This is a genomic window from Streptomyces sp. NTD107 (assembly GCF_059510435.1).
This window is the reverse complement of sequence record NZ_JCAJZV010000007.1, coordinates 273399-299029: the sequence shown is the minus strand read 5'-3', so window position 1 is coordinate 299029 and position 25631 is coordinate 273399. Positions and strand designations below refer to the sequence as shown.

At 73.7% G+C, this 25631-nt stretch carries 31 protein-coding genes; 13 read left to right on the top strand and 18 right to left on the bottom strand.

Features of this window, described 5'->3' with window-relative positions; all coding sequences use genetic code 11:
* Positions 1-84 precede the first annotated feature (84 nt).
* Genes AC5WRL_RS17110 through AC5WRL_RS17095 form a run of 4 tightly spaced genes read right to left on the bottom strand, consistent with a single transcriptional unit; the run spans position 85 to position 5601 of the window.
* Entirely contained in the window at positions 85-1335 is a 1251-nt protein-coding gene (locus AC5WRL_RS17110) for a CHAT domain-containing protein (RefSeq protein WP_496089406.1), read from the bottom strand.
* The gene (locus tag AC5WRL_RS17105) at positions 1332-3371 is read right to left on the bottom strand and encodes a tetratricopeptide repeat protein (protein WP_496089405.1); all 2040 of its coding nucleotides are present in this window, start codon (positions 3369-3371) and stop codon (positions 1332-1334) included. The genes AC5WRL_RS17110 and AC5WRL_RS17105 overlap by 4 nt, the downstream gene beginning before the upstream one ends.
* Positions 3371-4312: a hypothetical protein gene (locus AC5WRL_RS17100; protein WP_496089404.1), complete on the bottom strand. Its 942-nt coding sequence runs from the start codon at positions 4310-4312 to the stop codon at positions 3371-3373. The genes AC5WRL_RS17105 and AC5WRL_RS17100 overlap by 1 nt, the downstream gene beginning before the upstream one ends.
* On the bottom strand, positions 4312-5601 hold the full coding sequence (locus AC5WRL_RS17095) for a hypothetical protein (protein ID WP_496089403.1): 1290 nt from the start codon (positions 5599-5601) through the stop codon (positions 4312-4314). Before AC5WRL_RS17095 ends, AC5WRL_RS17100 begins: the two co-directional genes overlap by 1 nt.
* A 96-nt stretch (positions 5602-5697) precedes the next feature.
* On the opposite strand from AC5WRL_RS17095, the gene AC5WRL_RS17090 reads away from it, so the two are divergent.
* A complete protein-coding gene (locus AC5WRL_RS17090) occupies positions 5698-6525 on the top strand; it encodes a hypothetical protein (RefSeq protein WP_496089402.1) in 828 nt (275 codons plus the stop codon).
* Between the two features lie 35 nt (positions 6526-6560).
* Here the strand turns inward: AC5WRL_RS17090 and rpsN are convergent, their stop codons facing one another.
* Together rpsN and rpmB are read right to left on the bottom strand one after the other, a co-directional pair.
* Positions 6561-6866: a 30S ribosomal protein S14 gene (rpsN, locus tag AC5WRL_RS17085; protein WP_496089401.1), complete on the bottom strand. Its 306-nt coding sequence runs from the start codon at positions 6864-6866 to the stop codon at positions 6561-6563.
* 4 nt (positions 6867-6870) lie between these two features.
* Positions 6871-7107 carry a 50S ribosomal protein L28 gene (gene rpmB / locus AC5WRL_RS17080; RefSeq protein WP_496089400.1) on the bottom strand — a complete coding sequence of 79 codons (237 nt, stop codon included), beginning with the start codon at positions 7105-7107 and terminating at the stop codon, positions 6871-6873.
* Between the two features lie 49 nt (positions 7108-7156).
* Between rpmB and rpmG the strand changes: the two genes are divergently transcribed.
* From rpmG to AC5WRL_RS17055, 5 genes are all read left to right on the top strand, one after another.
* Positions 7157-7321: a 50S ribosomal protein L33 gene (rpmG, locus tag AC5WRL_RS17075; protein WP_030735116.1), complete on the top strand. Its 165-nt coding sequence runs from the start codon at positions 7157-7159 to the stop codon at positions 7319-7321.
* A gap of 26 nt (positions 7322-7347) precedes the next feature.
* Complete coding sequence (locus tag AC5WRL_RS17070; protein WP_496089399.1) at positions 7348-7605, top strand: type B 50S ribosomal protein L31; 258 nt, start codon at positions 7348-7350, stop codon at positions 7603-7605.
* Complete coding sequence (locus tag AC5WRL_RS17065) at positions 7602-8795, top strand: CobW family GTP-binding protein (RefSeq protein WP_496089398.1); 1194 nt, start codon at positions 7602-7604, stop codon at positions 8793-8795. Before AC5WRL_RS17070 ends, AC5WRL_RS17065 begins: the two co-directional genes overlap by 4 nt.
* Positions 8792-9037 (top strand): 30S ribosomal protein S18, encoded by a 246-nt coding sequence (gene rpsR, locus AC5WRL_RS17060; protein WP_496089397.1) that lies wholly within the window; start codon positions 8792-8794, stop codon positions 9035-9037. Before AC5WRL_RS17065 ends, rpsR begins: the two co-directional genes overlap by 4 nt.
* Before the next feature lie 185 nt (positions 9038-9222).
* A complete protein-coding gene (locus tag AC5WRL_RS17055; RefSeq protein WP_496089498.1) occupies positions 9223-9438 on the top strand; it encodes a DUF397 domain-containing protein in 216 nt (71 codons plus the stop codon).
* A gap of 113 nt (positions 9439-9551) precedes the next feature.
* On the opposite strand, the gene AC5WRL_RS17050 is transcribed toward AC5WRL_RS17055, so the two are convergent.
* Positions 9552-10097: a DinB family protein gene (locus AC5WRL_RS17050; RefSeq protein WP_496089396.1), complete on the bottom strand. Its 546-nt coding sequence runs from the start codon at positions 10095-10097 to the stop codon at positions 9552-9554.
* A gap of 63 nt (positions 10098-10160) precedes the next feature.
* Positions 10161-10607: an ATP-binding protein gene (locus AC5WRL_RS17045; protein ID WP_496089395.1), complete on the bottom strand. Its 447-nt coding sequence runs from the start codon at positions 10605-10607 to the stop codon at positions 10161-10163.
* Positions 10608-10886: 279 nt separating this feature from the next.
* Between AC5WRL_RS17045 and AC5WRL_RS17040 the strand changes: the two genes are divergently transcribed.
* Positions 10887-11756 carry a Sco1979 family transcriptional regulator gene (locus AC5WRL_RS17040; RefSeq protein WP_496089497.1) on the top strand — a complete coding sequence of 290 codons (870 nt, stop codon included), beginning with the start codon at positions 10887-10889 and terminating at the stop codon, positions 11754-11756.
* A gap of 3 nt (positions 11757-11759) precedes the next feature.
* Here the strand turns inward: AC5WRL_RS17040 and AC5WRL_RS17035 are convergent, their stop codons facing one another.
* On the bottom strand, positions 11760-12380 hold the full coding sequence (locus tag AC5WRL_RS17035) for a PadR family transcriptional regulator (RefSeq protein ID WP_496089394.1): 621 nt from the start codon (positions 12378-12380) through the stop codon (positions 11760-11762).
* A 144-nt stretch (positions 12381-12524) separates the two neighbouring features.
* Here AC5WRL_RS17035 and AC5WRL_RS17030 point away from each other — a divergent pair, with 144 nt between their 5' ends.
* A complete protein-coding gene (locus AC5WRL_RS17030) occupies positions 12525-13445 on the top strand; it encodes an ATP-binding cassette domain-containing protein (RefSeq protein ID WP_496089393.1) in 921 nt (306 codons plus the stop codon).
* Between the two features lie 44 nt (positions 13446-13489).
* The gene (locus AC5WRL_RS17025; protein ID WP_496089496.1) at positions 13490-14242 is read left to right on the top strand and encodes an ABC transporter permease; all 753 of its coding nucleotides are present in this window, start codon (positions 13490-13492) and stop codon (positions 14240-14242) included.
* 28 nt (positions 14243-14270) lie between these two features.
* Here AC5WRL_RS17025 and AC5WRL_RS17020 read toward each other — a convergent pair whose 3' ends face one another.
* From AC5WRL_RS17020 to AC5WRL_RS16995, 6 genes are all read right to left on the bottom strand, one after another.
* Positions 14271-14468 (bottom strand): hypothetical protein, encoded by a 198-nt coding sequence (locus tag AC5WRL_RS17020; RefSeq protein ID WP_496089392.1) that lies wholly within the window; start codon positions 14466-14468, stop codon positions 14271-14273.
* Positions 14469-14583: 115 nt separating this feature from the next.
* Positions 14584-15468 (bottom strand): fumarylacetoacetate hydrolase family protein, encoded by an 885-nt coding sequence (locus tag AC5WRL_RS17015; protein WP_496089391.1) that lies wholly within the window; start codon positions 15466-15468, stop codon positions 14584-14586.
* Between the two features lie 27 nt (positions 15469-15495).
* Positions 15496-16365 (bottom strand): aldo/keto reductase, encoded by an 870-nt coding sequence (locus AC5WRL_RS17010; RefSeq protein WP_496089390.1) that lies wholly within the window; start codon positions 16363-16365, stop codon positions 15496-15498.
* A gap of 48 nt (positions 16366-16413) precedes the next feature.
* Complete coding sequence (locus tag AC5WRL_RS17005) at positions 16414-17808, bottom strand: GntT/GntP/DsdX family permease (protein ID WP_496089389.1); 1395 nt, start codon at positions 17806-17808, stop codon at positions 16414-16416.
* Positions 17805-18794 (bottom strand): NAD(P)-dependent oxidoreductase, encoded by a 990-nt coding sequence (locus AC5WRL_RS17000; RefSeq protein WP_496089388.1) that lies wholly within the window; start codon positions 18792-18794, stop codon positions 17805-17807. Before AC5WRL_RS17000 ends, AC5WRL_RS17005 begins: the two co-directional genes overlap by 4 nt.
* A 17-nt stretch (positions 18795-18811) precedes the next feature.
* Positions 18812-19528 (bottom strand): FadR/GntR family transcriptional regulator, encoded by a 717-nt coding sequence (locus tag AC5WRL_RS16995; protein ID WP_496089387.1) that lies wholly within the window; start codon positions 19526-19528, stop codon positions 18812-18814.
* A gap of 170 nt (positions 19529-19698) precedes the next feature.
* Between AC5WRL_RS16995 and AC5WRL_RS16990 the strand changes: the two genes are divergently transcribed.
* The 3 genes from AC5WRL_RS16990 (at position 19699) to AC5WRL_RS16980 (ending at position 23120) form a co-directional block, all read left to right on the top strand.
* Positions 19699-20238 carry a MarR family winged helix-turn-helix transcriptional regulator gene (locus AC5WRL_RS16990; RefSeq protein WP_496089386.1) on the top strand — a complete coding sequence of 180 codons (540 nt, stop codon included), beginning with the start codon at positions 19699-19701 and terminating at the stop codon, positions 20236-20238.
* Positions 20235-21569, top strand: a complete 1335-nt coding sequence (locus AC5WRL_RS16985) for an MFS transporter (RefSeq protein WP_496089385.1) — start codon at positions 20235-20237, stop codon at positions 21567-21569. Before AC5WRL_RS16990 ends, AC5WRL_RS16985 begins: the two co-directional genes overlap by 4 nt.
* A gap of 315 nt (positions 21570-21884) precedes the next feature.
* Complete coding sequence (locus AC5WRL_RS16980) at positions 21885-23120, top strand: cytochrome P450 family protein (protein WP_496089384.1); 1236 nt, start codon at positions 21885-21887, stop codon at positions 23118-23120.
* A 10-nt stretch (positions 23121-23130) separates the two neighbouring features.
* Here AC5WRL_RS16980 and AC5WRL_RS16975 read toward each other — a convergent pair whose 3' ends face one another.
* Positions 23131-23628 (bottom strand): FBP domain-containing protein, encoded by a 498-nt coding sequence (locus AC5WRL_RS16975; protein WP_496089383.1) that lies wholly within the window; start codon positions 23626-23628, stop codon positions 23131-23133.
* Positions 23629-23702: 74 nt separating this feature from the next.
* Between AC5WRL_RS16975 and AC5WRL_RS16970 the strand changes: the two genes are divergently transcribed.
* Positions 23703-24299, top strand: coding sequence for a TetR/AcrR family transcriptional regulator (locus AC5WRL_RS16970; protein WP_496089382.1), 597 nt, complete (start codon positions 23703-23705; stop codon positions 24297-24299).
* A 218-nt stretch (positions 24300-24517) separates the two neighbouring features.
* Here AC5WRL_RS16970 and AC5WRL_RS16965 read toward each other — a convergent pair whose 3' ends face one another.
* Both AC5WRL_RS16965 and AC5WRL_RS16960 read right to left on the bottom strand, forming a co-directional pair.
* Positions 24518-24916 carry a hypothetical protein gene (locus AC5WRL_RS16965; RefSeq protein ID WP_496089381.1) on the bottom strand — a complete coding sequence of 133 codons (399 nt, stop codon included), beginning with the start codon at positions 24914-24916 and terminating at the stop codon, positions 24518-24520.
* A 43-nt stretch (positions 24917-24959) separates the two neighbouring features.
* The gene (locus tag AC5WRL_RS16960; protein ID WP_496089380.1) at positions 24960-25631 is read right to left on the bottom strand and encodes a restriction endonuclease; all 672 of its coding nucleotides are present in this window, start codon (positions 25629-25631) and stop codon (positions 24960-24962) included.

Below are 25631 nucleotides of genomic sequence, written 5' to 3'. Positions count from 1 at the left end.
GCCGGGCCCCGGCTCGACCGGTGAGGCGACCACCGCTGAATGATCGGCAGCACCTGCCTCGGCGTACGGATCGCGGCCACCGCGTCACGCGGTGAGCGTCGCGAACGCGCCCCACAGGAGCGGGGAGTGTTCGACCGTACGCCGCTCCCGCCACCGCGCGAGCCGCGCGCGCTGCCAGTCGGCCAGCGCCCGGACCGGATCGTCGCTCTCGTGCGCGGCGTCGATCGCGCCGATCGCCTCCCGCAGGGGGTACGCGGCACGGTCGGCGCCCGTGCCGGCGTGGTGGAACGCGTGGTCGGTGGGGAGCGGCCAGCGGGTGGTGGTGACCAGTTCGGCGCCGCCGCTGATCATCGCGGCGGCGAGACCGAGCGCGTCGCCGAACCGCAGATCGCCGCCGCTCTCGCAGGCGATCAGCGCCACCCTGCTGGGCGCCGGCCAGCGATCGGCGTCCAGCAGCAGGTCCTTGGCGGACAGCGGGCGGTGGCCGCGCAGCGCCGGGGCGTGGCCGGGGAGCGCATCCGTGCAGGCGAGGTGGAGCCGGGCGTCCTCGCTGCTCTGCCCGGAGCGGGGGTCGGGGTCGGCGGCGGTGACATGGCCGGCGTACAGGAGTCGGCTCGCACCGGCGGTGAGGGCGGCGGACAGCCAGTCGCGGTCGGTGTCGGCGCGGCGCGGCAGCGCGCCGGGGGGTGCCGCCGGACGGAGCCGTCCGGCGGCGGCGTAACCGGCGAGTTGCCGGGCCAGCGGCGCCTCGGGCGGCAGCGGGCCGCCGAGTACGGAGCCGAGCCGGGAGCCGGCGCCGTAGCCGGGCACCCGGGGGTCGAGTACGGCGACGACCGGCCGCGCGCGGGTGGCCGCCCAGGAGCGGGGCGTACGTCCGGGGGCGTGTACGACACTGGCCGGCGCCAGCACGGCGACGTCCGCCACTTCCAGCAGCCGGATCTCCGGGGAGGAGTCGAGCGCGAGCAGTTCCCAGGGCACCTGGGCGATGCGCGGCGAGGGCTGGATGCGCAGCAGGGGGCGGCTGCCCTGCTGGTAGAGGTGGTGGAGTTGCAGGGCGAGGCCGTACGGGACGAGGGTGCGGGCGAGTTGTCCGGCGAGGGCGAGTTCGGTGTCGTACGCGGTGAACCCGCCCCCGCCGGCCGGGTCGCCGGGGCGGGCGGCGGCGAACGCGGCCATGGCGGCGGTGACCTGGTCCCGCGGGATGACGCTGACCCCCACTTCGGACAGGGCGTGGGTCCAGCGCCAGGAGACGTACAGGTCGCCGGCGTCGGCGAACCGGACCTGGGCGGTGGGGGCGGCGGGTGCGACGGGGGCGGCGGGGGCGGTGGCGGTCACCAACTCGGGACCGTTCGCGCGTCGCGGACCGGGAGGCCGTAGCGCTGTTCGGCGAGCGCGATCTGGGCGGCCAGTGCCACCTCGCCGTCCCCGTCCGGGGTGAGAAGCAGCCGGGGTGGTGGGGCGACCGCCAGAGCGTGGGTGTGGGCGTGCGGGGGTGGTTCGTCCAGGTAGCAGCCGAACGGGCCGGGCTCGTCCGGCCGCGGGACGGCGCGCTCGCGCAGTACGGGGGTGGTCGCGCACTGCACCTCGATGAGATGCGCGACGAGGAGTCCGTCGCCGGTGCGGGCCGCCAGCCGGAAGGCGAGCCGGAGGGCGGGCTCGGCGACGTTGCGCCGCCAGCGGTCGCGCTGGTGGCCGGCGGCCAGCCCGTACCGTACGGCGTCGATGGTCAGCGCCGCCGGCACCGCCAGATCGAGGGCGCGGCGCAGGTGGTGCGGGTCGTCGTCGAGGTGGCACTCCAGCAGCGCGGCGTGGGCGAGATGGGTCTGCGCGCGGCGCAGCCCGAGGCCGAGGGCGGCGAAGGTGTCAGCGGCGTGGGTCAGCAGGTTCTCGGCGTCGGCCGGGCGGCCCGCGAGGTGGGCGAGTTCGGCGCGGCGTACCGCGAGCACGGCCTCGGTGGGGGTGGCGCCGGCGCGCTGGAGGAGGGTGTGGGCGCGGGTGTACAGGTGGTCGGCGCGGTCGGGTTCACCCCGGATGGCGGCCAGCCGTCCGAGTTGTTCCCAGGCGAGTGCGGTCTCCAGGGTGAGGCCGGCCGGCTCGGTGTGGGCGAGGGCGGCGCGCAGCAGCGGCTCGGCCTCGGCGGGGCGGCCGGTGGTGAGGTACAGCTGCGCGAGCATGAGCCGTACGGTGGCGGCTCCTGCCGGTTCGGGGCGGGCCTCGCAGGCGGCGAGGGCCTGTTCGGCGAAGTCCTCGGCGAGGTCGGGCCGGCCGGTGGCGAGCGCGATGGTGGCGACGTTCATGAGGGGCCGGCCGACGAGATCCGGCCGAAGCCGGGTGACGACGGCGAGCGCCTCACCGGCAAGCCGCTCGGCGCGCGGCCAGTCCTCACGCTGAATGGCGACGGTGCTCAGGGCGACGACCGCCGCCATGAACACCTCGGCGGCCTCGGAGGACTCACCACTGCCGAAGGCAGCATCGGTGACGGCCCGAGCGGCGGCGGTATGGCCCGGGGCCGCATCGCTGGGGTGCGCCGCACCGGGGTCGGCGCGGACGCCACCGGCGGTGGCGAGGGCGTGCGCGGCTGTGCCGTGGGAGGCGGGGGCCGTGGTGTCGGGCGGAGCGGCGACCGGACCGGCGGCCGGGGTGCCGTCCGCGTCTCCGGCCGGGTCGGCCGGGTTGCTGTGGGGAGCCGTTGCTCCGGTCCCGGTCGTGCCCGTGCCCGTGCCCGTGGCCGAGGCCATGCCCGAGCCCGAGGCCATGCCCGTGCCCATGCCCGAGGCCGAGGCCGAGGCCGAGGCCGTGCCCGAGGCCGTGCCCGTGCCCATGCCCGAGGCCGAGGCCGAGGCCGAGGCCGTGCCCGAGGCCGTGCCCATGCCCGAGGCCGTGGCCGAGGCCGTGCCCGTGGCCGAGGCCATGCCCGAGCCCGAGGCCATGCCCGAGCCCGAGGCCATGCCCGAGCCCGAGGCCATGCCCGTGGATGGGCGGTTGTCGCTGAAGCCGGGGAGTGCCGCCACGGCCAGGGCCCGGCATTCGGTCAGGGCCGATTCGGCTTCCTGGTAGGCGCCGGTTTCCAGGAGGGATGCGGAGAGGTTGAGCAGGATGACCGGGCGCAGGGCCGGGTCCGGGTCGCGGGCGGCCAGGGTCTGCCGCAGGGTGGTGATCGCCGCCGGGTGGTCGCCGAGGTGGGCGGCCGTGGTGGCGCGGTTGATCAGGGCCTGACGGTGCTGGGCGGCAAGTCCGGGGTGCGGCGCGGCCGTTCGGACCGCCCGGTCGAACAGGTCGTGCGCCGCCCGTGGCGCGCCCCGCTGGAACTCCTCGATGCCCGCGTCCACCAACGCGGCCACCGCCCGGGAGACCTCGACGACATCCGGCATCAGAAGTCCTCCTCCGCCGCGAGTTCGGCGCGCAGTGGGGCGATGACCGCAGCGGCTCCTGCCTGCCGGGCGCGTGCCAGGGCGCGGATCCGTTCGCGCAGCGCGCGCTGCCGCGCGTCGTCCGGGGTGAGCGGGTCGGGGAAGGCCGGCAGCCGCACGGCGAACGTCAGCGGGCCAGGGCCCGGGAGTCCGGTCGTGCCCGTCCAGCTGTCGTCGGTCAGCCACAGCGGCAGTTCGGCGGTGCCGCCCCCGGCCGCCGTCACCGTGACCCGGGGACGCAGATGCGCGGGCGGTGGCGTCCGGCCGGTCAGTCCCGGGCCGGCCACCACGCTGACGCCGACCACCGTGCGGCGCGCCGCGAGCCGGACGATCTGCCAGCTGAGCGCCGTCTCGGAGGCGTCGAGCAGGCCGGGCGGGACCCGGCGCCAGTCGGTGCCGGCCGTGCCGTGGGACAGGACCCGCCCGGGTCCGTCCGCCGTCGGGCCGGCCGCCAGCGCGTACGCCGGGCCGGGGGCGGGCGGCTGCGCGTACGTCTCGCGCTCCTCGGCGCCGGTCAGCAGGTCGCACTCCTCCTCCAGTTCGGCGATCTCGGCCGCCAGCAGGCGCTCGTCCAGCGGGGGGATGCCGTCGATGACGGACGCCGGCCACCAGCGGGCCGCCCAGTGCGCGTACGCCAACCGCCGGGCAGCGCGCGCGAGTCCTGGCAGCGCGGGCGCCGCCGGGCCGGGCGGTTCGCCGGCCGCCGCGCGCAGCGCCGCCGGCTCGCCGTACAGCGCCCACAGCCACCCCTGGGCCGCCGTCGGGTCGTCGAGCACCGCGACCGGATCGGCCGCCAGGTCCAGGACGTTCCAGGTGAGGTGGCCGCCCGCCACCTCCAGCACGGCGCTCGCCGCGCTCGCCTCGTTCGCCGCGCTCGCCTCGTTCGCCTCGTCGTCGCCCATCACACCTCCGCCGCCGCGACCGGCCGCACCGTCAGGGCCCGCCGTACCCGGGTGCGGTGGTCGAGGATCACCGAGCGGGCGACGCCGTCCAGCAGATCCCACAGCTCGTCCGGTGCCACGACGGGCGCCCGCCGTACGTCCCGGCCGTGCAGCCGGGCCCACAGCCGGCGCAGATATCCCTCCCAGGGGCGGCGCAGTTCGGCCGCGATCCGGTGCAGCGGGTCGTCGGCGTCCTCCGCTGCCACGTCCAGCAGCATGCGCCGGGCGCGCAGGACGTACGCCTCGCGCCGCCAGCGCGCGTTCACCGCGCGCTCGGCCGCCGTCCCGCCGGCGGCTGCGGCGGGCCCGGCCGCCCCGCCCAGCGGGCGCAGTCCGAGCGACAGCCGCTCGCCGACGGCCGCCGCCACCCGCAGCGACTCGTCCGTCAGCCCCCACGGCGCGCAGCTGCGGGCGATCTCCTCGGTGACCAGATGGGGCAGCGGCGGCAGTACGGACCGGTCCGCGCTGGCCCGCAGCGCCGTGAAGACCCGTTCGTGGACCGTGCGGTCCAAAGGCGCCGCCCCGAAGGCCATCGGCCGCGCCGTCAGCCGTGGCTTGCCGGGGACGGGCTGCCCGGTGAGGCCGAGGGCGCGGGCGGAGGGGGTACGGGACGGGTCGGCCAGTGCCGTACCGCTCGCCGCTCCCGCCCGGCGGGCGGTCAGCTCGGCCAGCCCGCCGGCCGTGGCGCCGTCGAGGACGGCCGTGATCAGCGACGCGGTACCGGACGGGTCGGGGTCCGGGGCCCGTTCGCGCGCCGCCCAGGCGGCGTCGAGCACGGCCGTCAGCCGGGCCGCCCGCTCCGCGTCGGCGAGATGGTCCCGCAGCTCGCGCGTGGTGCGGCCGTCCGCCGCCCCGTGCAGTTCCCGCAGCACGCGTTCCGCCGCCGCCCGGTCCCGTACCTCGCGCAGCGTGGCCAGCTCGAAGCAGCGCTGGAAGTACCGGTCCTGCGGGTGCCCGTCGGTGATCCGCAGCTCGCGCCGTACCCGCTTGAGCAGCTCGTACCAGCGCGCGGTCTCGCGCAGCACGTCCCCGCTCGCGTAGAGGAGGGAGGCGAGCAGTACGGCGCCGTCCGCGCCGATCACGCTCCCGGCGCACTGCGGATGCTGGAGCGGCCGGATCACCAGCGGGTCGAGGATGAGTTTGACGGTGCGGCTGAGCGGGCCGCCGTGCGCGCCGCTGAGCGGGGCGACGTCGTCCAGCCGCTGCCACGCCTCATGGATCACCGCCGCCCGCGGCCGTATGCCCTCCACGTCCGTCAGCCTAAGCCGCCGCCCGCAAACCTGGGATCGGTAGCGCGGATCCGCTTCCTACCGTCACCGCAGGACACAGGTGAAGGAGTGTGCGTGATGGGGATGTTCGTGAGGATCTTTCTCGCGCTGGCGGCGCTGGGCGCGATCGGCTACTACCTCTGGTTCGGGCTCACCGGCCGGGGCGACCCGGAGCTGTACCCCAACTCCTGGGTCGGCCCGCAGATGGTGCTGCCGATCATCGCCTCCATCGTCCTGTCGATGCTGACCAGCCGCCTGCTGGTCCGCCGGATGCTCGGCACGCACGGCGCCGGCGGCAACAGCGCCCGGATGCGCAAGGAGGGCCTGCTGGGCGTCGGTACGGTGCTGGCCGCCCACCCCACCGGGGTGGAGATCAACGGCCTGCCGGTGCTGCGCGTCACGCTGAGCGTGCTGGGCGCGCACGACGAGACGTTCCAGGCGTACGCGAAGATCACCCTCGGGCCGACGGACGGCACCCAGCTGGTACGGCCGGGCGCGATCCTGCCGGTGCGCTATCTGCCGGGCCACCGCGCCGGGGAGGTGGTCCGGGTGGAGTTCGACTTCTCCGGGGACACCGACCGGGCGCAGGAGGCGATCAACCGCGCGATGATCAAGCGCGGGGTGACGACGCGGCACCGGCTGGACATCGTGGCGCGCGGGGTGGCCGCGCGGGCGGTGGTACGCGAGTTGCGGGTCACGGGTGAGGTGCGGGACGGGATGCCCGAGCTGGCGCTGGAACTCATGGTGACGCGCCCCGGCGACGGCTCGGTGTTCCCGGCCCGGGTGCGGCGCTTCCTGCCGGCCGACGCGGTGCCGAAGGTGCAGGTGGGGCGGATTCTGAACGTGCACTATCTGCCGGGCGAGGAGGACGAGGTGGTGCTGTCGTTCGGTCTGCACACCGATTGACGACGGCGCACCACCTCCGCTCCGTTCCTCCCCGGCTACCAGCTGGACTTGCGCACGCCGGGCAGATGCCCGGCGTGCGCCTGCTGCCGCAGGGAGATCCGGGACAGGCCGAAGGCGCGCAGATGGCCGCGGGGGCGGCCGTCCGTACTGTCCCGGTTGCGGATCCGGGTGGCGCTGGCGTCGCGCGGCTGGGCGCGCAGTTCGCGCTGGGCGGCGGCGCGTTCGGGGTCGGGGGTGTGCGGGGAGCGGATCAGCTCCTTGAGTTCGGCGCGGCGCTCTGCGTACCGGGCGACGACGCGCTTGCGCTGTTCGTTCTTCGCGATCTTGCTCTTCTTCGCCATGGCCTCAGACCCGCCCGCCCCGGGCCCGGATGCGGGCGACGGCGGCCTCGATGCCGAGGGTGTCGACGGCCTTGATGCCCTTGGTGCTGAGGGTGAGCCGTACGTACCGGCCCTCGCTGGGGAGCCAGTAGCGCTTGCGCTGGATGTTGGGGTCGAAGCGGCGGGAGGTGCGTACGTGGGAGTGCGAGACGGTCTTGCCGAAGCGGGGCGCTCGGCCCGTCAGTTGGCAGTGCGCGGACAAGGAAGTACTCCTTAATGAAAATGGTTACCGTTTCTGTATAGTAGCCCGCATGCCCAGGAACGACATCCGCCCGGTCATCAAGCTGAAGTCCACGGCCGGCACCGGCTACACGTACGTCACCCGCAAGAACCGCCGCAACGACCCCGACCGCCTGGTCCTGCGCAAGTACGACCCGGTCGCCCGCCGCCACGTCGAGTTCCGCGAAGAACGCTGAACGCTGAGGAGCACTGATCCGCCGCCATGAAGCCAGGCATCCACCCCCCGTACCGGCCCGTCGTCTTCCGTGACCGCGTCGCCGGCTTCGCCTTCCTCACCCGCTCGACCGCCACCAGCGACAAGACGGTGCGGTGGGAGGACGGCGCCACCTACCCCGTCATCGACGTGGAGATCTCCTCCGCCAGCCACCCCTTCTACACGGGCAACGCGCGCGTGGTGGACACGGCCGGGCGCGTGGAACGGTTCGAGCGCCGCTACGGCAGCGGCCGGCGGCAGCGATGACGGGCCTGCCGGTCGTCATCGTCGCCGGCCTGCACGCCGACGCCCGGCGCGCCACCGTCGAGGCGCTGCTGCGCGCCGTACCCGGCGGCGTCGCGCTCCACCACGACCTCACGGACGGCGCGGCCCGGGGCACCGTCGCCCGTACGATCCGCAGCGCCGCGCTCGGCGTCATCAGCGGCGGCGAGGCGCCGCTGGTCAACGACTGCGCGTGCTGCGCGCTGCGCGAGGACCTCGTCCCGGAGCTGGCGCGGCTGGCGGCCGGCGGGGAGTGCGCCCTGGCGATCGTCGAGCTGTGGGACTCCGTCGAACCCCGCTCCATGGCGGAGGTGATCACCGAACACGCCGACCCGGAGGCGCTGTACGTGGCCGGGGTGGTCACGGCGATCGACCCGGCGCTGGCGCTGCCCTTCCTCGGGTGCGGCGACGATCTGGCCGAACACGGCCTCGCCGCCGCCGCGACCGACCGGCGCACGGTGGGCGACACCTGGGCGCGGCAGTTGGAGTACGCGACGGTGCTCGCCCTGGTCCCGGGCGAGGAGGCGGACGACGCCGACCACGCGCTGCTCGCCCAACTGCATCCCACCGCACGCCGGACGGAGATCACCGAACCGGGGTTCGCGGCGCTGGCGATGGCCGGCTTCGACCCGGAGGCGGCTGCCTCCCGGCTGCACCCGGCGTGCGCGCTGCTGCCGCAGGCGGCGGACGAGGCCGGGATCAGCACGCTGGTGTGGCGGCGGCGCAGGCCCTTCCACCCGGACCGGCTGTACGCGGCGCTGGAGGATCTGACCTGCGCCGCGGCCCGCAGCCGGGGACGGTTCTGGCTGGCCGACCGGCCCGACGCTCTGCTCGCCTGGGACGCGGCGGGCGGGGCGCTGTGCGTGGAGGGGGCCGGGCCCTGGCTGGCGGCGCTGCCGGACGCGGCGTGGGACCTGGTGCCGGCCGTGCGCCGGGCCGCCGCCGCGCTGGACTGGGATCCGGTGTGCGGGGACCGCGTACAGCATCTGGTGTTCACCTCGCCCGGCCTCGACTCGGGCGGGCTGGCGGCGCTGCTGGACTCGTGCCTGCTGACGGACGCCGAGTACGCGGCGGGCCGCACCGCCTGGGCCGGCCTGCGGCCGTCCGCCTTCGACGAACTGCTCGACCCCGAGCCCGACCCCGATACCACCACTCAAGGAGTTCCGGAACGATGACCCCGCGCCGTACGTCAAAGGACCGCAGGCAGTCGGCGAAACCCCGCCCCAACCCGCTGGACGCGGCGGGGATCACGTACATCGACTACAAGGACACGGACCTGCTGCGGAAGTTCATCTCCGACCGCGGGAAGATCCGCAGCCGCCGCGTCACCCGGGTGACGGTGCGCCAGCAACGGGAGCTGGCGCGGGCGATCAAGAACGCGAGGGAGATGGCGCTGCTGCCGTACGCGTCCCGCTGACCTGCCGGTCGGCGCAAAGCCTCTGACCAGGGGTGATGGCGTGACGACTGCCCGTTGTGCACGTGCATCCTCACGCGCATCTGCACGTGAACGGCGTTATGCTGTGCGGAAGTTGAGATTATTTGCACTTGCCGCACAACCCCCCGGGAGCCCCAGTGCCCGACGTTCACGACGTTTACAACGGCATGGCAGCGCAGCAGCTGGAAGACGTGCAGTGGCTCAAGAGCAGCCACAGCAACTCCCAGGGCACCTGCGCCGAGTTCGCCCTGCTGCCCACCGGCGACGTGGCGATGCGCAACTCCCGCTTCCCCGACGGCCCGGCGCTGGTCTACACCCGCGCCGAGGTCGCCGCCCTCCTCCTGGGCGTGAAGGACGGCGAATTCGACCACCTGGTCCACTGACCCCCGTCGGCGGACGGGGGGCCTCAGCCGGCCGGCTCGATCTCCAACGGCCCGCACCCGATCCGCTCGGCCTCGGATCGACGGCCCGGAACCGGAACCCGAACTGGAACCGGTCAGCCGGCGGACGCCGCCCGCAGCAGGCGGAGCTGGCCGATCTCGGTGGCGTTCTTCATCAACTCCGCGTTCACCCAGGCCAGCATGTGGGCCACCGTGTGGGCCGGGTCGTTCGGCCACGGGAAGGGGGCGGTGGCGTCCAGGGCGGAGTCGGGGAGGGTGTCCAGCAGGGCCAGCCATTCGGTGCGCAGGCCGCGCAGCCACTCCACCGTGGCCGGGCCGTCGCCCGGCCAGGTGATGTCCGTACGGTCCCGGGGGGTCTCGCCCCGGGCGTGGTCGAGGGTGACGCTCCACCACCAGCCGATGTGCCAGCTCACCCAGCCGATGGTGGGCACCGGGACCGGGTCGGGTTCGGTGTCGGTGCCGTCCTGCGGCCAGTCCGGCAGCCAGCGGCCCGCCGCGTCCTGGCGTACCGTCCAGCAGCGGTCGGGGGCGGCCGGCTCCCACCGGAAGTCGGCGGTCTCCAGCCGCTCCAGGTGATACTCGAACAGGGACCAGGTCAGCTCGAACTGCCAGCGCAGCAGTTCAGTACGGGTAGCGTGCATCCGCCGACCCTCGCATCCGGCCCGGCCGCCGGGACAGCCATTTTCCCGGCCCGGCCGCCGGTCTCAGATGCGGAAGACCGCCCAGACCACCTTGCCGCCGGTCTCGGTCTGGTGGCGCCAGCCCCAGCCGTCGCTGAAGCTCTCCACCAGGTGCAGCCCGCGTCCCGACTCGGCGCCCGCGTCCGCCTCGGTGAGCCGTGGCGGACGCGCACTGGCGTCGCGCACCGCGCACACCAGCCGCCGGCTGCCGCGTACCAGTTCCAGCTCGACCGCCGGCCGCCCGTACCGCAGCGCGTTGGTGACCAGCTCGGACACCACCAGCGCGACCGGGTCGAACTGCTCGCTCAGTCGCCAGAAGCGCAGCGTGCTGCGCGTGAAGTCCCGTGCACTACGGACGGATTCCGGCCGGTCCGGCAGTCCCAGGGTGGCGGTGCCGGCGACGGTGCGGGTGTCGAACGCGGGGAACGATGGCCCTAAAACGTCGAGCACGGGCGTTCTCTCGTTCCCCATGCGGCACTCCTGGCAATCACGGCGGCGGCGGTCCGGGCAGGCTCGTACAGACGCACCGGTTCCCAGCGCGTGCACCTCATGCTTCCCAACGCCCTGGCCGAATGCAAGGGCAGATGCACGTGCATGTTCAAAAATCGATTGACTGTAACCAAGCCACCACCGAATGAAGCCTGGAGATGGCAGACTTCGCACAGTCCGAAGTGGAGGGCTGACCGAATGACCGCACCGACCACCACCCACCGGCAGCAGCAGAGCACAGGGGGCGCCGCCAGCATGGCCATGGCCGAGCGTGATGACAGCGGCTCGATGGTCCGCCGGATCCTGCTGGGTTCCCAGCTCCGCCGGCTCCGCGAATCGCGCGGCGTGACCCGCGAGGCCGCCGGCTACTCGATCCGCGCCTCCGAGTCCAAGATCAGCCGCATGGAGCTGGGGCGGGTCAGCTTCAAGCAGCGGGACGTGGCGGACCTGCTCACGCTGTACGGGGTGGTGGACGAGGCCGAGCGCGAATCGCTGCTCGGCCTCGCGCGTTCCTCCGGCCACGCCGGCTGGTGGCACAGCTACAACGATGTGCTGCCCGGGTGGTTCCAGACCTATGTCGGCCTGGAGGCGGCAGCCGCCCGGATCGCCACCTACGAGGTGCAGTTCGTGCACGGGCTGCTCCAGACCGAGGCGTACGCCGAGGCCGTGATCATCAGCGGTCACCGCGGCGGGCTGCCGCGCGCCGAGATCGAGCGCCGGGTCGAACTGCGCATGCAGCGGCAGAAGCTGCTGTACGGCGAGCACACCCCGCGGCTGCACTGCGTGCTGGACGAGGCGGCGCTGCACCGTGGTTACGGCGGCCGGCAGGTCATGGCCGACCAGATCAAGATGCTGCTGGAGTTCTCCGAACTGCCGCACATCACGCTCCAGGTGGTGCCGTTCGCGTACGGCGGCCACGTGGCGGAGAGCGGGGCGTTCACGGTGCTGCGGTTCGCCGAGCGGGAGTTGCCGGATGTCGCGTACGTCGAGCAGCTGACCGGCGCGCTCTACCTCGACAAGCGGGAGGACGTCGCCTCGTACCAGGCGGTCCTGGACCGGCTCGCCGACGCCGCGCAGCCGCCGGCCGAGTCGCGGGAGCTGCTGCACCGCGTCTGGCAGCAGCTCATGTGACGGTCAGCTCTTCGCGTACGGGTTCGGTACGCCGGGCGGCAGCACGTCCGGCCGCCGCTCGCCCTCCCCGGCGAAGACGTACGCGCCCGCCTCGATGCGGTCGATCAGGCCACGCGTCCACTCCTCGCCGCTGGACGCGTCGTGCACCCACAGCCGCATGATCTCGCCGATGTGGCCCCACTCCTCGGGGGTGTCGTTCGGCGGGCTCCAGTGCTTGCGCACCTCGGCGCGCCAGTCCTCCAGCGCCGCGACCCGCTCGCGCAGCAGGGCGACGGCCTCGTCGCGCGGCAGATCGACGATGAAGCCGACCCCGGCGGTGAGGGTGTCGATCCGTTCGTCGTGGGCGCGCAGCGCGTGCCGCAGCAGGTCGAAGAAGACCTCGTCCCCGGCGTCGGTGACCTCGAACTCGGTACGGGGCGGGCCGCCGGCCGTACTGGGGGCGTCCTCGTGGGCGAGCAGCAGTCCCTGCTTGGTCATGGCCCGCAGCGCGTGGTAGATCGAGCCCGGCTTGGCGTTGGACCACTCGTGGGCGCCCCAGAACTCCAGGTCCTTGAGGACCTGGTACCCGTGGGCCCGCCCGTGCTGGCGCACCGAACCCAGCACCAGCAGCCGGATGACCGACATCACTCGTCCTCCTCTTGCCCTGATCGCCCGGGGTGTGTCTGTGCGGACAGTCTCTCATCGGAGTCGCTATTAAAATTTGACTAGCCGGAGCCACCGGCCCTACCCTCGGCGACTCACTCCTCAAATGTGAAGAGAGGGAGTCGGATGATCAGAGTCCGCGAACTCACCAGAACCCACGGAGCCGGCCGGCGAGCCCTCGACGAGCTCGACCTCACCGTCGACGAAGGCACCGTGCACGCCGTCCTCGGCCCCAACGGGGCCGGCAAAACCACCGCCGTCCGCATCCTCACCACCCTGCTCCGCCCCACCTCCGGGCTCGCGGAGGTGGCCGGCCACGACGTCCGCCGCGCACCGTACGAGGTGCGGTGCCGCATCGGCCTGGTCGGCCAGCACGCCGCGCTCGACGAGGGGCTCGGCGGACGGCAGAACCTCGAACTGTTCGGCCGCCTCCACCACCTGGGCGGCAGGGCCGCCGCCCGGCGGGCCGGCGAACTCCTCGACGAGTTCTCGCTCACCGGCACCGGCGACCGCCCGGTCGGCACCTACAGCGGCGGCATGCGCCGCCGCCTCGACCTCGCCGCCTCGCTCATCGTCCACCCGAAGGTGCTCTTCCTGGACGAACCCACCACCGGCCTCGACCCGCGCGGGCGCACCGAGGTCTGGCAGGCGGTGCGCCGGCTGACCGGGGGCGGGACCACCGTGCTGCTCACCACCCAGTACCTGGAGGAGGCCGACCAGGTCGCCGACCGGATCTCGGTCATCGACCGGGGCCGGCGCATCGCGGACGGCACCGCCGACGAACTCAAGGCGCGGGCCGGCACCGACCGGATCGACATCGTCGTACGGGAACGGGCGCGGCTGGCCGACGCCGCGGCGGCGGTCGGCGGCACGGTCACCGACCCGGACCGCCGGCTGATCAGCCGCCCGGCGGCGGACCGGACCACCGCCCTCACCGAGACGGTCACGGCACTGGCGGCGGCCGGCGTCGACGCCCAGGACATCGCCCTGCGCAGACCCACCCTCGACGAGGTCTTCCTCGCCCTGACCGGAACGGAGACCCCGTGACCCTCGTACAGACCGGACCGCGCCTGTGGACGGACTCGCTCACCATGACCCGCCGGGGCCTGGCCCACTGGGCCCGGCAGCCGGGACAGTTCGCCGCGCAGCTGGTCTTCCCGGTGCTGCTGCTGGTGATGTTCGCGTACTTCATCGGCGGTGGAATGGCCGTGGCGGGCGGCGGGGACTACAAGGAGTTCCTGATCCCCGGGATGCTGGCGCTGACCATGGCGTTCGGCCTCGAAAGCACCATGGTCGCGCTCACCCAGGACATCAACAAGGGCGTACTCGACCGGTTCCGTTCGATGCCGATCGCCCCGTCCTCGTTCCTGATCGGGCGCAGCCTGCTCGACATGCTCAGCTCGGCCGCCTCACTGCTGGTCATGGTCGGCGCCGGCCTCGCCATCGGCTGGCGCTGGCACGGCGGACCGGCGCAGGCGCTCGCCGCGCTGGGGCTGCTGCTCCTGCTGCGGTTCGCGATGCTGTGGGTCGGCATCTGGCTGGGTCTGGTCGCGGGGCGCCCGGAGCTGGTGCAGACCATGCAGATCCTGGTGTGGCCGCTGGGCTTCCTGTCGAACGTCTTCACCTCGCCCGGCACCATGCCGGGCTGGATGGGCGCGCTCGCCGAATGGAACCCGATGTCGGCCACGGCGGGCGCGGTACGCGACCTGTTCGCCAACCCCACCTGGGCCGGCACCTCCTGGCCGGCCGAACACCCCGTGCTGCTGGCGGTGGTGTGGCCCCTGGCCCTGCTGGCGGTGGCCGTCCCGCTGTCCCTGCGCCGCTTCCGGGCCCTGGGCCGCTGACGCCGGAAGGTGCCTGCCCTGCCGCGCGCTACTTGCGGATCGGGAGGTCGTCGATCCAGGTGTAGCGGGTGCCCCGGCCCTCCGTGCAGCGGAGTTCGTACAGGCCGGTGCTGTCGGGGCGGCCGGAGAGCATCAGGGGGACATGGCCGGTGATGACGAGATCGATCGTCCGGCCGTGGCGGGGGCCGCCGTCGAAGCGGACTTTGATCACGTGGGGGGAAGCCATGGCGCCCAACCTAACCAGGTGTCACCTTGGGCTTCCCCCCGTGAATCACGTCAAGAGCCATCAAATCGGGCAGCTGTCCCCGATTCCTCACCCTTTCGGGTGACGGCCATCTCGCCTACGGAGCCGCCCGCAGCGGCGAGCGCTGGCGGCCCAGGCCGGCGATTTCCAGTTCCATCACATCGCCGGCGGCCAGATAGGGGAAGTTCCCGGACATCGCGACGCCCTGCGGCGTCCCGGTGTTGATCACGTCGCCCGGCTCCAGGACCAGGTACTGGGACAGGTGATGCACCAGGTGGGCCACCGAGAAGATCATGTCCGCGGTGCTGGAGTCCTGCCGCGGCTCTCCGTTGACCCAGGAACGCAGGGTGAGGTGCTGCGGGTCCGGCACCTCGTCCGGGGTCACCAGGACCGGGCCCAGCGGGTTGAAGGTCTCGCAGCTCTTGCCCTTGGACCACTGCCCGCCGGACTCGTCCTTCTGGTACGTGCGCTCCGACACGTCGTTGGCGATCGTGTAGCCGGCGATGTGCGCGAGCGCGTCGTCCGGGCTGTCGAGGTAGCGGGCGCGGCGGCCGATGACGACGGCCAGTTCGACCTCCCAGTCGGTCGTCGAGGACCCGCGCGGGATGTGCACCTCGTCGTACGGTCCGATCACCGTGTTGGGTGACTTGTAGAAGAGGATCGGCCACTCCGGCGGCGCGGAGCCCGACTCGGCGGCGTGGGCCGCGTAGTTCTGCCCGATGCACAGCACCGCCGAGGGGCGGGCGATCGGGGCGCCGATCCGTTCGCCCTCGATGCTGGTCTCCGGCAGGTCGTGCACGGCCGGGACGATGCCGGGGTTCTCCGTCAGGGCGGTCAGGAACGCGCCGTCGATGTCCCGGGTGACGGCCCGCAAGTCATAGTGCCGGGTGCCGGTGCCCGCTCCGGTGCCGGTTCCGGTGCCGTCGGCCGCCGCCAGTACCGGGCGTTCCTGCCCCGGCTCGCCTATCCGCATCAGTCGCATCGTGTCAGTCCCTCTTGCCTTTCCTGCTCAGTCGAGTGTTGATGCCAGCGTCGCCAGTTCTTCCGCCGTCAGCGCCAGCTCGGTCGCCGCCGCCGAGTCCGTGATCGTCTCCGGGCGGCTGGCGCCCGGGATCGGGACGAGCACCGGGGACTTCGCCAGCATCCAGGCCAGACACACCCGCTGCGGGCTCACCCCCCGGTCCCGGGCGATCGCCGCGAACGGCGCGAAGCGCGAGCCCAGGTCACCCGCCCGGGCGATGCCGCCCAGCGGGCTCCAGGGCAGGAACGCGATGCCCAGCTCCGTGCACAGCTCCAGCTCCGGCTCGCTGGAGCGGAAGGCCGGCGAGTACTGGTTCTGTACGGACACCAGCCGCCCGCCGAGGATCGCGTTCGCCTGCTCGATCTGCTCCGGGTCGGCGTTGGAGATGCCCGCCATCCGGATCTTGCCCTCGTCCAGCAGACCGGCCAGCGCGCCGATCGACTCGGCGTACGGGACGGCCGGGTCCGGCCGGTGGAACTGGTACAGGCCGATCGCCTCCACCCCCAGCCGGCGCAGCGACGCCTCGCACGCCGACCGCAGGTGGGCGGGCGAGCCGTTCAGCCCCCAGCTGCCGTCGCCGGGACGGGTGTGACCGCCCTTGGTGGCGATCAGCACCTCGTCCCTGCGCGGGTCCCCGGCCAGGGCGCGGGCGATCAGCGACTCGTTGTGGCCGGCGTCGTCCGCGTCACCCAGTGAGTAGGCGTCGGCGGTGTCGATGAGGGTGATGCCGGCGTCCAGCGCGGCCTTGATGGTGGCGATCGAACGGCTCTCGTCCTGCGGCCGTCCCTCGATCGACATCGGCATCGCGCCGAGACCGATCTCGCTGACCTCCACGGCTCCGATCATGCGGTGCTTCATGGCCACCCGTCTCTGGCTGTTTTTCGCTGGATCCTAACGGTCCGAAAGTCAAGCCAACAGCAGCCACAACCCCGACACCAGCACGAAGCCGATGACGCCCATGAGGGAGGTGGTGAGCGTCCAGGTGCGCAGGCCGGTGGCGACGTCCAGGCCGTTGAGGCGGGCGACCACCCAGTAGCCGGAGTCGTTCACGTGCGAGCACATCAGTCCGCCCGCGCCCATCGCCAGCGCGGCCAGCGTCAGCTGGGTCGGCGTCATGTCGGCGCGTTCCAGCATGGGGGCGAGGATGGCGGCCGTGGTCACCATGGCCACCGTCGCCGAGCCCTGGGCGGCGCGCATGGCCGCCGTCATCACGAAGGCGAGCGCCAGGATGGGCAGTCCGGTCGACTCCAGCAGCGACGCGACCGCGTCACCGATGCCGCTGGCCGCCAGCACCTTCCCGAACATGCCGCCGGCGCCGGAGACCAGGATCACCATCGCGACCGGCGGCAGCGCCGCGCTCATCGCGCTCTCGACGCGGTCCCGGTCCCAGCCGCGCCGGAAGCCCAGGAAGTAGGCGCCGAGCAGGAGGGAGATCAGCAGCGCGACCATCGGGGCGCCCACGACGGTGAGGACGGAGTACGCGATGCCGCCCTCGTCCAGCAGGTTGTCGGCGAGGGTGCCGCACAGGATCAGCGCGATCGGGGTCACGATCAGCGTCAGGACCATGGCGAAGGAGGGCGGGGCGGGGGCGTTCGCGTTCTCCGTCTCCGCCGGGTCCGCGTCCGGGCCGGACCCGGTGCCGCTGGTCCTTCCGTACACCCGCTCGCGTACCTCGGGGTCCATCACGTACTCGCGGCGCGTGATCACCCGGGAGATGAAGAAGCCGCAGATCACCACGATCGCGCTGACCGGCAGGCCGTACATCAGCACCCGCCCCTGGTCCGCCCCGATCAGCTCGGCGACGGCGACCGCGCCGGGGTGCGGCGGAAGGAAAGCGTGCACGGTCAGCAGCGCGGCGCACATCGGCAGCCCGTACTTCAGCAGCGGTTTGCCGGAGACGCGGGCCACCCCGTACGCGATCGGCATCAGGATGATCACCCCGACATCGAAGAAGATCGGGATGCCGAGGACGAAGCCCGCCACCGTCAGGGCGGCCGGGGTGCGTTTGGTGCCGAGCCGGTCGATCAGCGTCTGGGCGAAGGACTCGGCGCCGCCCGACAGTTCGATGATCTTGGCGATCATCGCCCCCAGCGCGATGATCGTGGCGATCGTGCCGAGGGTCGAACCCATGCCGTCCTGGACGGTCTTCACCAGGTCGGCGACCGGGACCCCGGCGGCCAGCGCCGTGCCCAGACTGACCAGCACCAGCGCGACGAACGGCTGGAGCTTGGCCTTCATGATCAGCAGCAGCAGGACGACAACGCCGCCCAGCCCTATCAGTACGAGTGAGGTGTCGCTCATCGGGCCGACTCCTCACCGGATATGCCGGACGCAGCGGTAACCGGAGACACCGGGGACAGGACGGTCACCACGGAGGAGTCGTCCCGCGCGCCGAGCCCGGCGCGCTCGCCCAGCAGATACAGCTGCTCGGCGGCGGCGGCCAGCGGCACCGGTACGTGGGCGTCCCGCGCGACACCGGTCACGATGCCCATGTCCTTGACGAAGATGTCCAGCCGCGACTTCACCTCGATGTCGGCGGCGGCCTCCTCGTACGCCTGGACCATCCGCGGGCCCCGGTCGGCGAACATGAACGACCCGGCCGCGCCCTGCCGCAGGCTCTCCACCACCGTGCCCGGGTCGAGCCCGAGCCCGCGCGCCAGTGCGATCGCCTCGGCCGCGGCGGCGATGTGCACGCCCGCCAGCAGCTGGTTGACGGCCTTCAGCGCCTGCCCGTCACCCGGCCGCTCACCGACCACGGTGAGGGTGGACGCCAGCAGTTCCAGTACGGGGCGGGCCGCCGCCAGGGCGGCCGGCTCGGCGCCGACGACGATCAGCAGATCGCCGTTCCCGGCCCGCACCGGGCCGCCGCTGACCGGCGCGTCCACGGTGCGCGCGCCGTACTCGGCGGCGAGCCGGCCGGCGATCGTACGGGCGGCGTCGGGGCCCACCGTGCTGGTGAGGATCACGACGGCGCCGGCGCGCAGGGCGGGGGCGGCGCCGTGCTCGCCGAACAGCGCGCCGTCCACCTGGGCCTGGTCGCGCACGGCGAGCAGCACGATGTCGGCGTCGCGTACCGCCTCGGCCGGGGTGGCGGCGTCGGTGGCGCCCTCGGCGGCCAGCAGGGCGCGCCGGTCGGCGGCGATGTCGAAGACGGAGACGGGGAGTGCGGTGGCGAGGCGGCGGGCCATGGGGAGACCCATCGCGCCGAGGCCGATGACGGCGGTGCGCGGGGGTGGGGTCGTGCCGTGGCCGGGGCCGTGTTCGTGGCCGTGTTCGTGGTCGTGCATGGAGCGGGTTTCCCTTTTCACTTCGTTGTGTTGGCGGAGCCCAGGACGTGGGTGCGGATGTCGTGCGCGGTCTGGTTCATGTGGGCGTCCATGGCCCGGCGGGCGGCCTCACGGTCGCCGGCCTCGATGGCGGTGAGGACGGCCTGGTGGTGGCCGATGGCGTTGGCCCGGATCGCGGGGACGGCGGAGGTCTCGCGCCGGGCCTCGACGAGCAGCGGGCCGAAGGGTTCGAGCAGCAGCGGCACGAAGAGGTTGCCGGTGGCGCGCATCACGGCGTCGTGGAAGTCGATGTCGGCCTGGGTGAACTCCTCCACATCCGCGGCCTCGTTCGAGGCGCGCATGGCGGTGAGGTGTTCGCGCAGCTCGGCGAGGTGGGCGTCGGTGCGCCATTGGGCGGCGAGTTCGGCGGCGCCGTTCTCGATCAGCCGGCGGGCTTCGACGAGCCGTTCGGACACATGGCCGCCGCTGGTGCGCTGCGCGCTGTGGCTGGCGGCGCGCAGCACCGGGCCGAGCGCGCTCCAGCGGTCGGGCGGGTTGACGTACGTGCCGCGTCCGCGGGCGACCCGCAGGACGTTCTGGGCGCGCAGTTGCTTGATGGCCTCGCGGACGGTGAGGCGGCTGACCGAGGCGCGGTCGGCGAGTTCCTGTTCGGGCGGCAGGGCGGCGCCGGGTGGGTGGACACCGTCGATGATCTCGCTGAGCAGTTGCTCGGCGAGGTCTCCGGAGAGCGACATGGCGGCGGCTCTTTCTGCTGACTCGGCTCCATTGCCGGGACAGCAACCCGGACATCTGACGTCTGATGTCTGACCTGTCCCAATGGCGGCAAACTCTGGCATCGGTCCGGCCGTCCGGTCAAGAGATCCGAGCGGGGATTTATTTATCCAAGCGCTGTTACATTAGCGCTATGACATCCCCACCCCCCGCCGAGGACCCCACCCTCCAACCGGACCGCTGGGTACCCCTGCACCAGCTCTTCCGCGCCATGGACGACGAGATCGGCGAGGTGTACGCGCTGCGCGGCATCCACGGCGTACGACCGCGCTTCGCCTATCCGCTGATCCGCCTCGCGCACACCGGGCCGCTCACCATCCGCGAACTGGCCGCCTCCCTGGACCGCTCGCACTCCGCCCTCAGCCAGACCCTCACCGCCATGCGCCGCGAGGGCCTGATCGACTCCGCCCCCGGCCCCGACGACGGCCGCACCCGCAAGATCACCCTCACCGAACGCGGGCGCGCCCTGGTGCCGTTCCTGGAGGCCGAGTGGCGGGCCACCAAGGCGGTGGTCGCCGAACTGGACGACGAACTGCCGCACCCGCTCAGCGCCGCGGCCGTCGCCCTCGCGCGCGTGCTGGAGCGGCGACCGATGAAGGACCGGATCCTCGACCACCTCGACCACCCCGAGCACCCCGACCACCTCGACCACCCCGAGGAGCCGAAGCCGTGAGCGGGCGGCGCCGGATACGTTTCCTGGATCTGCGCCCACTGCGCACCAGCCGCCCCTTCCGCGCGCTGTGGATCGGCGCCTCCTTCGGCTCGATCGGGCAGCAGATCGCCACCGTCGCCGTACTGGCGCAGGTGTGGGAGCTGACGCGCAGTCCGCTGTGGACCGGGGCCATCGGCCTGGCCACGGCCGGCCCCGCCCTGGTGCTGGGGCTGGCCGGCGGCACCCTCGCGGACGCCATGGACCGCCGTGCCCTGGTACGGGCCACCACCGCCGCCCAACTGCTCGCCGCCCTGGCCCTGATGGGGCAGGCCGTCGCCGGGAACCGGTCGGTGCTGCTGCTGCTCGCCCTGGTCGCGGCGAGCAGCGGGGCCAGCGCGCTGGGGGCGCCCGCCCGGCGCACCCTGCCGGTGCGGCTGCTGCCGTCCGATCAGCTGGCGGCGGGGCTCGCCCTCCAGGGCATGGCCTTCCAGGTGGCGATGCTGGCCGGGCCGGCCCTGGCGGGGGTGATGCTGGCGCAGTGGCGGTTCCCGGCGGTGTACGGGCTCCAGGCCGGCACCGTGCTCATCTCACTGCTGGTGCTGTTCCGGCTGCCGCCGATGCCCCCGGTGGGCGAGGACGGGACGAACGGCGGCGCCGGTGGCCGGGTGCGGCGGCCCGAACGCGGCGGCTGGGGCTACATCCTGCGCCGCCGCACCCTGTGGGGGTCCTTCGCCACCGACCTTTCCGCGACCCTGCTGGTGATGCCCGTCTCGCTCTTTCCGCTGATCAACGAGATCAGGTTCGGCGGGGATCCGCGCTCGCTCGGGCTGTTCCTGTCGGCGGTCGCGGTGGGCGGGATCACGGCGGGGCTGTTCTCCGGAACGGTGACCCGGCTGCGCCCGCTCGGACGGGTGCAGTTGCTGGGCTCGCTGGTGTGGTGTCTCGCGCTGGCCGGGTTCGGTGTGGCCGGGCCGCTGTGGCTGGCGCTGGCCTGCCTGGCGGTGGCGGGCGGCGCGGACACCATCGCGGTGGTGGCGCGGGGGACGCTCATCCAGCTGGAGACGCCGGACGCGTACCGGGGCCGGGTGTCCTCCGTCGAGCACATCATCGGCATGGCGGGCCCGGAGCTCGGCAACTTCCGGGGCGGGCTGGTCGCTTCGCTGACCTCGGCGCCGATCGCCCAGCTGACCGGCGGCCTGGCGGGGGCCCTGGGCATCTGCCTGGTGGCGGTGGCGAACCGGCCACTGCGTGCGTATCTGGTGCCCGGGCCGGAAGCCGAACCGCTGCCGGAGCCGCTGCCGGAGCCGCGGCCGGGGCCCGTACCGAAGCCCCTCCCCGAGACGACCGGGTGACCTCCGCGCGGGACGGTCATGGGCGGCCCGCGAATCCCGGCCCGCCGACCCGGCGCTGCCGCCGCTGCGGGGCGCCGCCCAGCGGGAGCCGGCCCCCGGCGGGCCGGCCGTCGCGCCGCCCGCTCGCGGTGCCGGCCGCGTGGCGAACGCGGTGCGCGGGGCGGAGTGCACGGCCGTGTTCACCGAGGGCACCGGCGACGTGGCGGTGACCGCCACGGGCACCGGCGGGACCGGCGCGCCGCGCCGCCGCCTGCCGCACCACCGGACCTGCGGCCGGGGGTGCGGGGCGCCGTCCCGCCGCCCTACGCTGGGGACATGACGCTCGCTCAGGCCCCCATGCCCTTCGACCCCGAGGTCTTCGCCGCCGACCCGTACGCCGCGTTCGCGCGGCTGCGGGAGGGCGCGCCCGTCGTCCGGGTCACGCTGCCGGAGGGCACCGCCGCCTGGGTCATCACGCGCGAGGCCGACGTCCGGGCCCTGATGGGCGACCCGCGGCTGTCGCTCGACAAGTCGCACTCCACCACCGGCTATCAGGGCTTCTCGCTGCCGCCCGAGCTGGACACCAACCTCCTCAACATGGACGGCGCCGACCATCTGCGGCTGCGCCGGCTGGTGTCGAAGGCGTTCACCCCGCGCCGGGTGGAGGCGCTGCGGCCCCGGATCGAGGAGGCGGCCGGGCGGCTGGCGGAGGGGGTGGCGGTCGCCGGGCGGTCCGGGGCGCCGGTCGATCTGGTGGCCGCGTACGCCGGGCCGCTGCCGATGACCGTCATCGGCGATCTCTTCGGGCTGCCCGCCGAGGGCCGCCGGCCGTTCGCCGGGCTCATCGGCACGGTGATCTCGGCCCGCAGGCCGGCCGAGGTGCGGGAGGCCATCGACACGATCGCCGCGTTCATGCGCGAGCTGATCGCCGACCGCCGGGCCCACCCGGGCGAGGACCTGCTCTCCGGGCTGATCGCCGCCCGCGACGACGGCGACGGCCACGGCCATGAGCGGCTCAGCGAGAGCGAACTCGTCTCCCTCGCCTTCCTCATCGTGGGCGCCGGCATCGAGAACGTCACCCACCTCATCTCCGGCGGTCTGCACACCCTGCTCACCCACCCCGAGCAGCTGGCCGCCGTGCGCGACGCCCCCGACGCGCTGCTCCCGGAGGCGGTCGAGGAACTGCTGCGCTACATCCACCCCAATGTCACGGCCATCCGGCGCTTCCCGGTCGAGGACGTCGAGGTGGGCGGTACGGTCATCCCGCGCGGCGAGACCGTACTGCTCGGCCTGGCGGCGGCGCACCGCGACCCGGCGCGCTACCCGGAGCCGGACCGCTTCGACCTGCACCGCGCCGAGAAGTCCCATCTGGCGCTGGGCCAGGGCCTGCACTACTGCCTGGGCGCGCCGCTGGCCCGCACCCAGATCCAGATCGCGCTCGGTACGCTGCTGCGCCGGTTCCCCGGGCTGCGGGCGGCGGCGACGGCGGAGCCGGTGTGGCGGACCACCTTCCGCAGTCATGCGCTGGCCCGGCTGCCGGTGGAGCTGGGGCCGGGACCGGGACCGGAGTGACGCCGGCAGGTCAGGCGGTCACCTTGGCGAGGAACTCGGTGAGGTTGCCGAGCATCCGGCGGATCTTCTCCTCCACGGTGATCGTCTCGTACACCCGGGCGCCGCTGCCCGGGTCCTTCTTGCCGCGGACGTACAGCGAGCAGGCCAGGTCGTCGCAGAGGTAGCTGCCCACCGAGTCGCCCTGCTTTCCGGCCTTGCCGGCCCGGGGCGCGACCATCAGGGAGACGCCGCCGGCGTGGGCGGTGAGGCAGATCGAGCACATGCTGTGCCGGCGCCGGCCGGCGGTCGGGGCGGGGCGGCGCAGGGCGAGGGCGCGGGGGCGGCCGTCGAGTTCGGCGACGAGGTAGGCGCGGTCGGGCGCCTGGGGGTCGCGCCAGCCGAGGTAGTCGAGGTCGGCCCAGGGGCGGTCGGCCAGATCCTGGGGGTGCGGGACGTACAGGCGCTTGGTCTCGCCCTTGGTGCAGTTCACGAAGGCGGCGCGGATCTCTTTCTCGGCCAGTGGCTTCATACGACCGAGGCTAATTTGCCTAAAGGTGTTAGGCAAATAAATAATAGCTTTCGGGACCGAGCGGAGGAGCAGTCATGGTACGTGCGGGACTGACCACGGAGCGTGTGGTCCGGGCGGGCGCGGAGCTGGCCGACGAGGTCGGCTTCGACGAGGTGACCGTCTCCGCGCTCGCCCGCCGCTTCGACGTCAAGGTCGCCAGCCTCTACTCCCATCTGAAGAACTCCCAGGACCTCAGAACCCGCATCGCCCTGCTCGCCCTCGAAGAGATGGCCGACCGCGCCGCCGCCGCCCTCGCCGGCCGGGCCGGCCGCGACGCGCTGGCCGCCCTCGGCGGCGTCTACCGCGACTACGCCCACGCACACCCCGGCCGCTACGCCGCCGCCCAGCTGCGCCTGGACCCCGGGACGGCGGCGGCGAGCGCAGGCGGCCGGCACGCCGAGCTGACCCGGGCCGTCCTGCGCGGCTACGACCTCGGCGAGCCGGACCGGACGCACGCGGTGCGGCTGCTGGGCAGCGTCTTCCACGGCTACGTCAGCCTGGAGCTGGGCGGCGGCTTCAGCCACAGCGCCCCCGACACCCAGGAGACCTGGGCCCGGATCCTGGACTCCCTCGACGCCCTGCTGCGCAACTGGCCGGCGCCCGGAACGGCGGCGTTGACGCCGTCGCCGTGATCGCGCGGGGCGTCCGCGGAGTTGTTCGCTCTGAGCGAACTGGCCGCTGACCAGGGTGGATGCGAAGAATCCGTCGCCGCCGGGGTGCCCAGGTCTCCGACGCGGTTCGCCCGCTCGCCCCCGCCGGCCGCGCGCGCGACGCGTACCTCCGGCAGCCCGGCCACGTCGCGCCTCCCGCGCCGCACGGCGACCGCCGGACGACCCGGCGGCCGGGCACCTCACCGGGTGGAGTGCCAGGTCACCTCGTTCGCCTGGATCAGGTTCTCCACCTTGGCGTTGCCCTTGACCACGTTGGTCACGGTCACGCCGCCCGAAGTGCCGCGGGCCGCCTCGCTGTCGTGGATCCAGGCGCGCAGGTCGGCGGCGAAGGCGGGGTCCTGGAGCGCGCGGGCGTAGACGACGGCCGCGAGCTGCCGCACCTCGGGCTCCTCGGGGCGTACAGCGGGCACCGGATCCGCGCCCGGCTCCGGTCCGGGCTCCGGCTCGGCGCGCCCCAGGGCCCGGCGCCCCAGCCGCGCGAGCGCCGCCCAGCTGCGGCTGCCCGCCTCCGTACCGACCGCGCCGGCCGCGGCCGAGACCGCCGCGGTGATGGCCGCCAATGACAGCGGATCGACCATGCGGAACCGCCCCCTTCCGTTCCCGACCCGTTCCGCCCCGCCCCTACCCGCGCGGGCGGCGTTCACGCCGTCCCTGCCCGGCCCCGTTGACGGGGATCAGCTCCAGCAGCGGCGTGCCACCGTTCCACAGTCCCAGATAGTCCCGGTGAATGGCCAGAACCCGCTGCTGTGTGGCCAGTTCCAGCGCCTGCTTGGTGAACGAACGCGCCGTGGTCACGAACACCGCCAGATCCGCCCGGTGGTGCTGGTACACCGTGCCCAGGAACTTCTGCATGTCCGCGCTGCCCACCGCGCGGTCCGCCCGGTACTGCTTGCACTGCACCACCAGCCGCCGCCCGTCCGGCAGCAGCGCCGTCACATCCGCGCCCAGGTCGCCGGCCCGCCCGGTGACCTCCACCTGGCCGCAGCCGTCCCGGCGGCACAGCCAGGCCACATGTTCCTCGAACTCCCGCCAGCTGAGCACGTCAAGCGCCGCCACCGTGGCCCGCGCCCTGGCCCGCCGGTCCGCCTCGCGGAACTCCCGGTCGGCCGCCCGCGCCCGCCGGTCGCGGCGCCACAGCCACCAGCCCAGCACCCCCAGCGCACCGGCGCCCAGCGCCACCAGCACGTACGGCCAGAAGATCACCACCACTGCCGCCGCCACCACAAGACCCGCAACGGCCCGCTGGTTCCGCCGCGTCCGCCGTTTCCGCTGCTTCTGCCGCTTTCCGCCCAT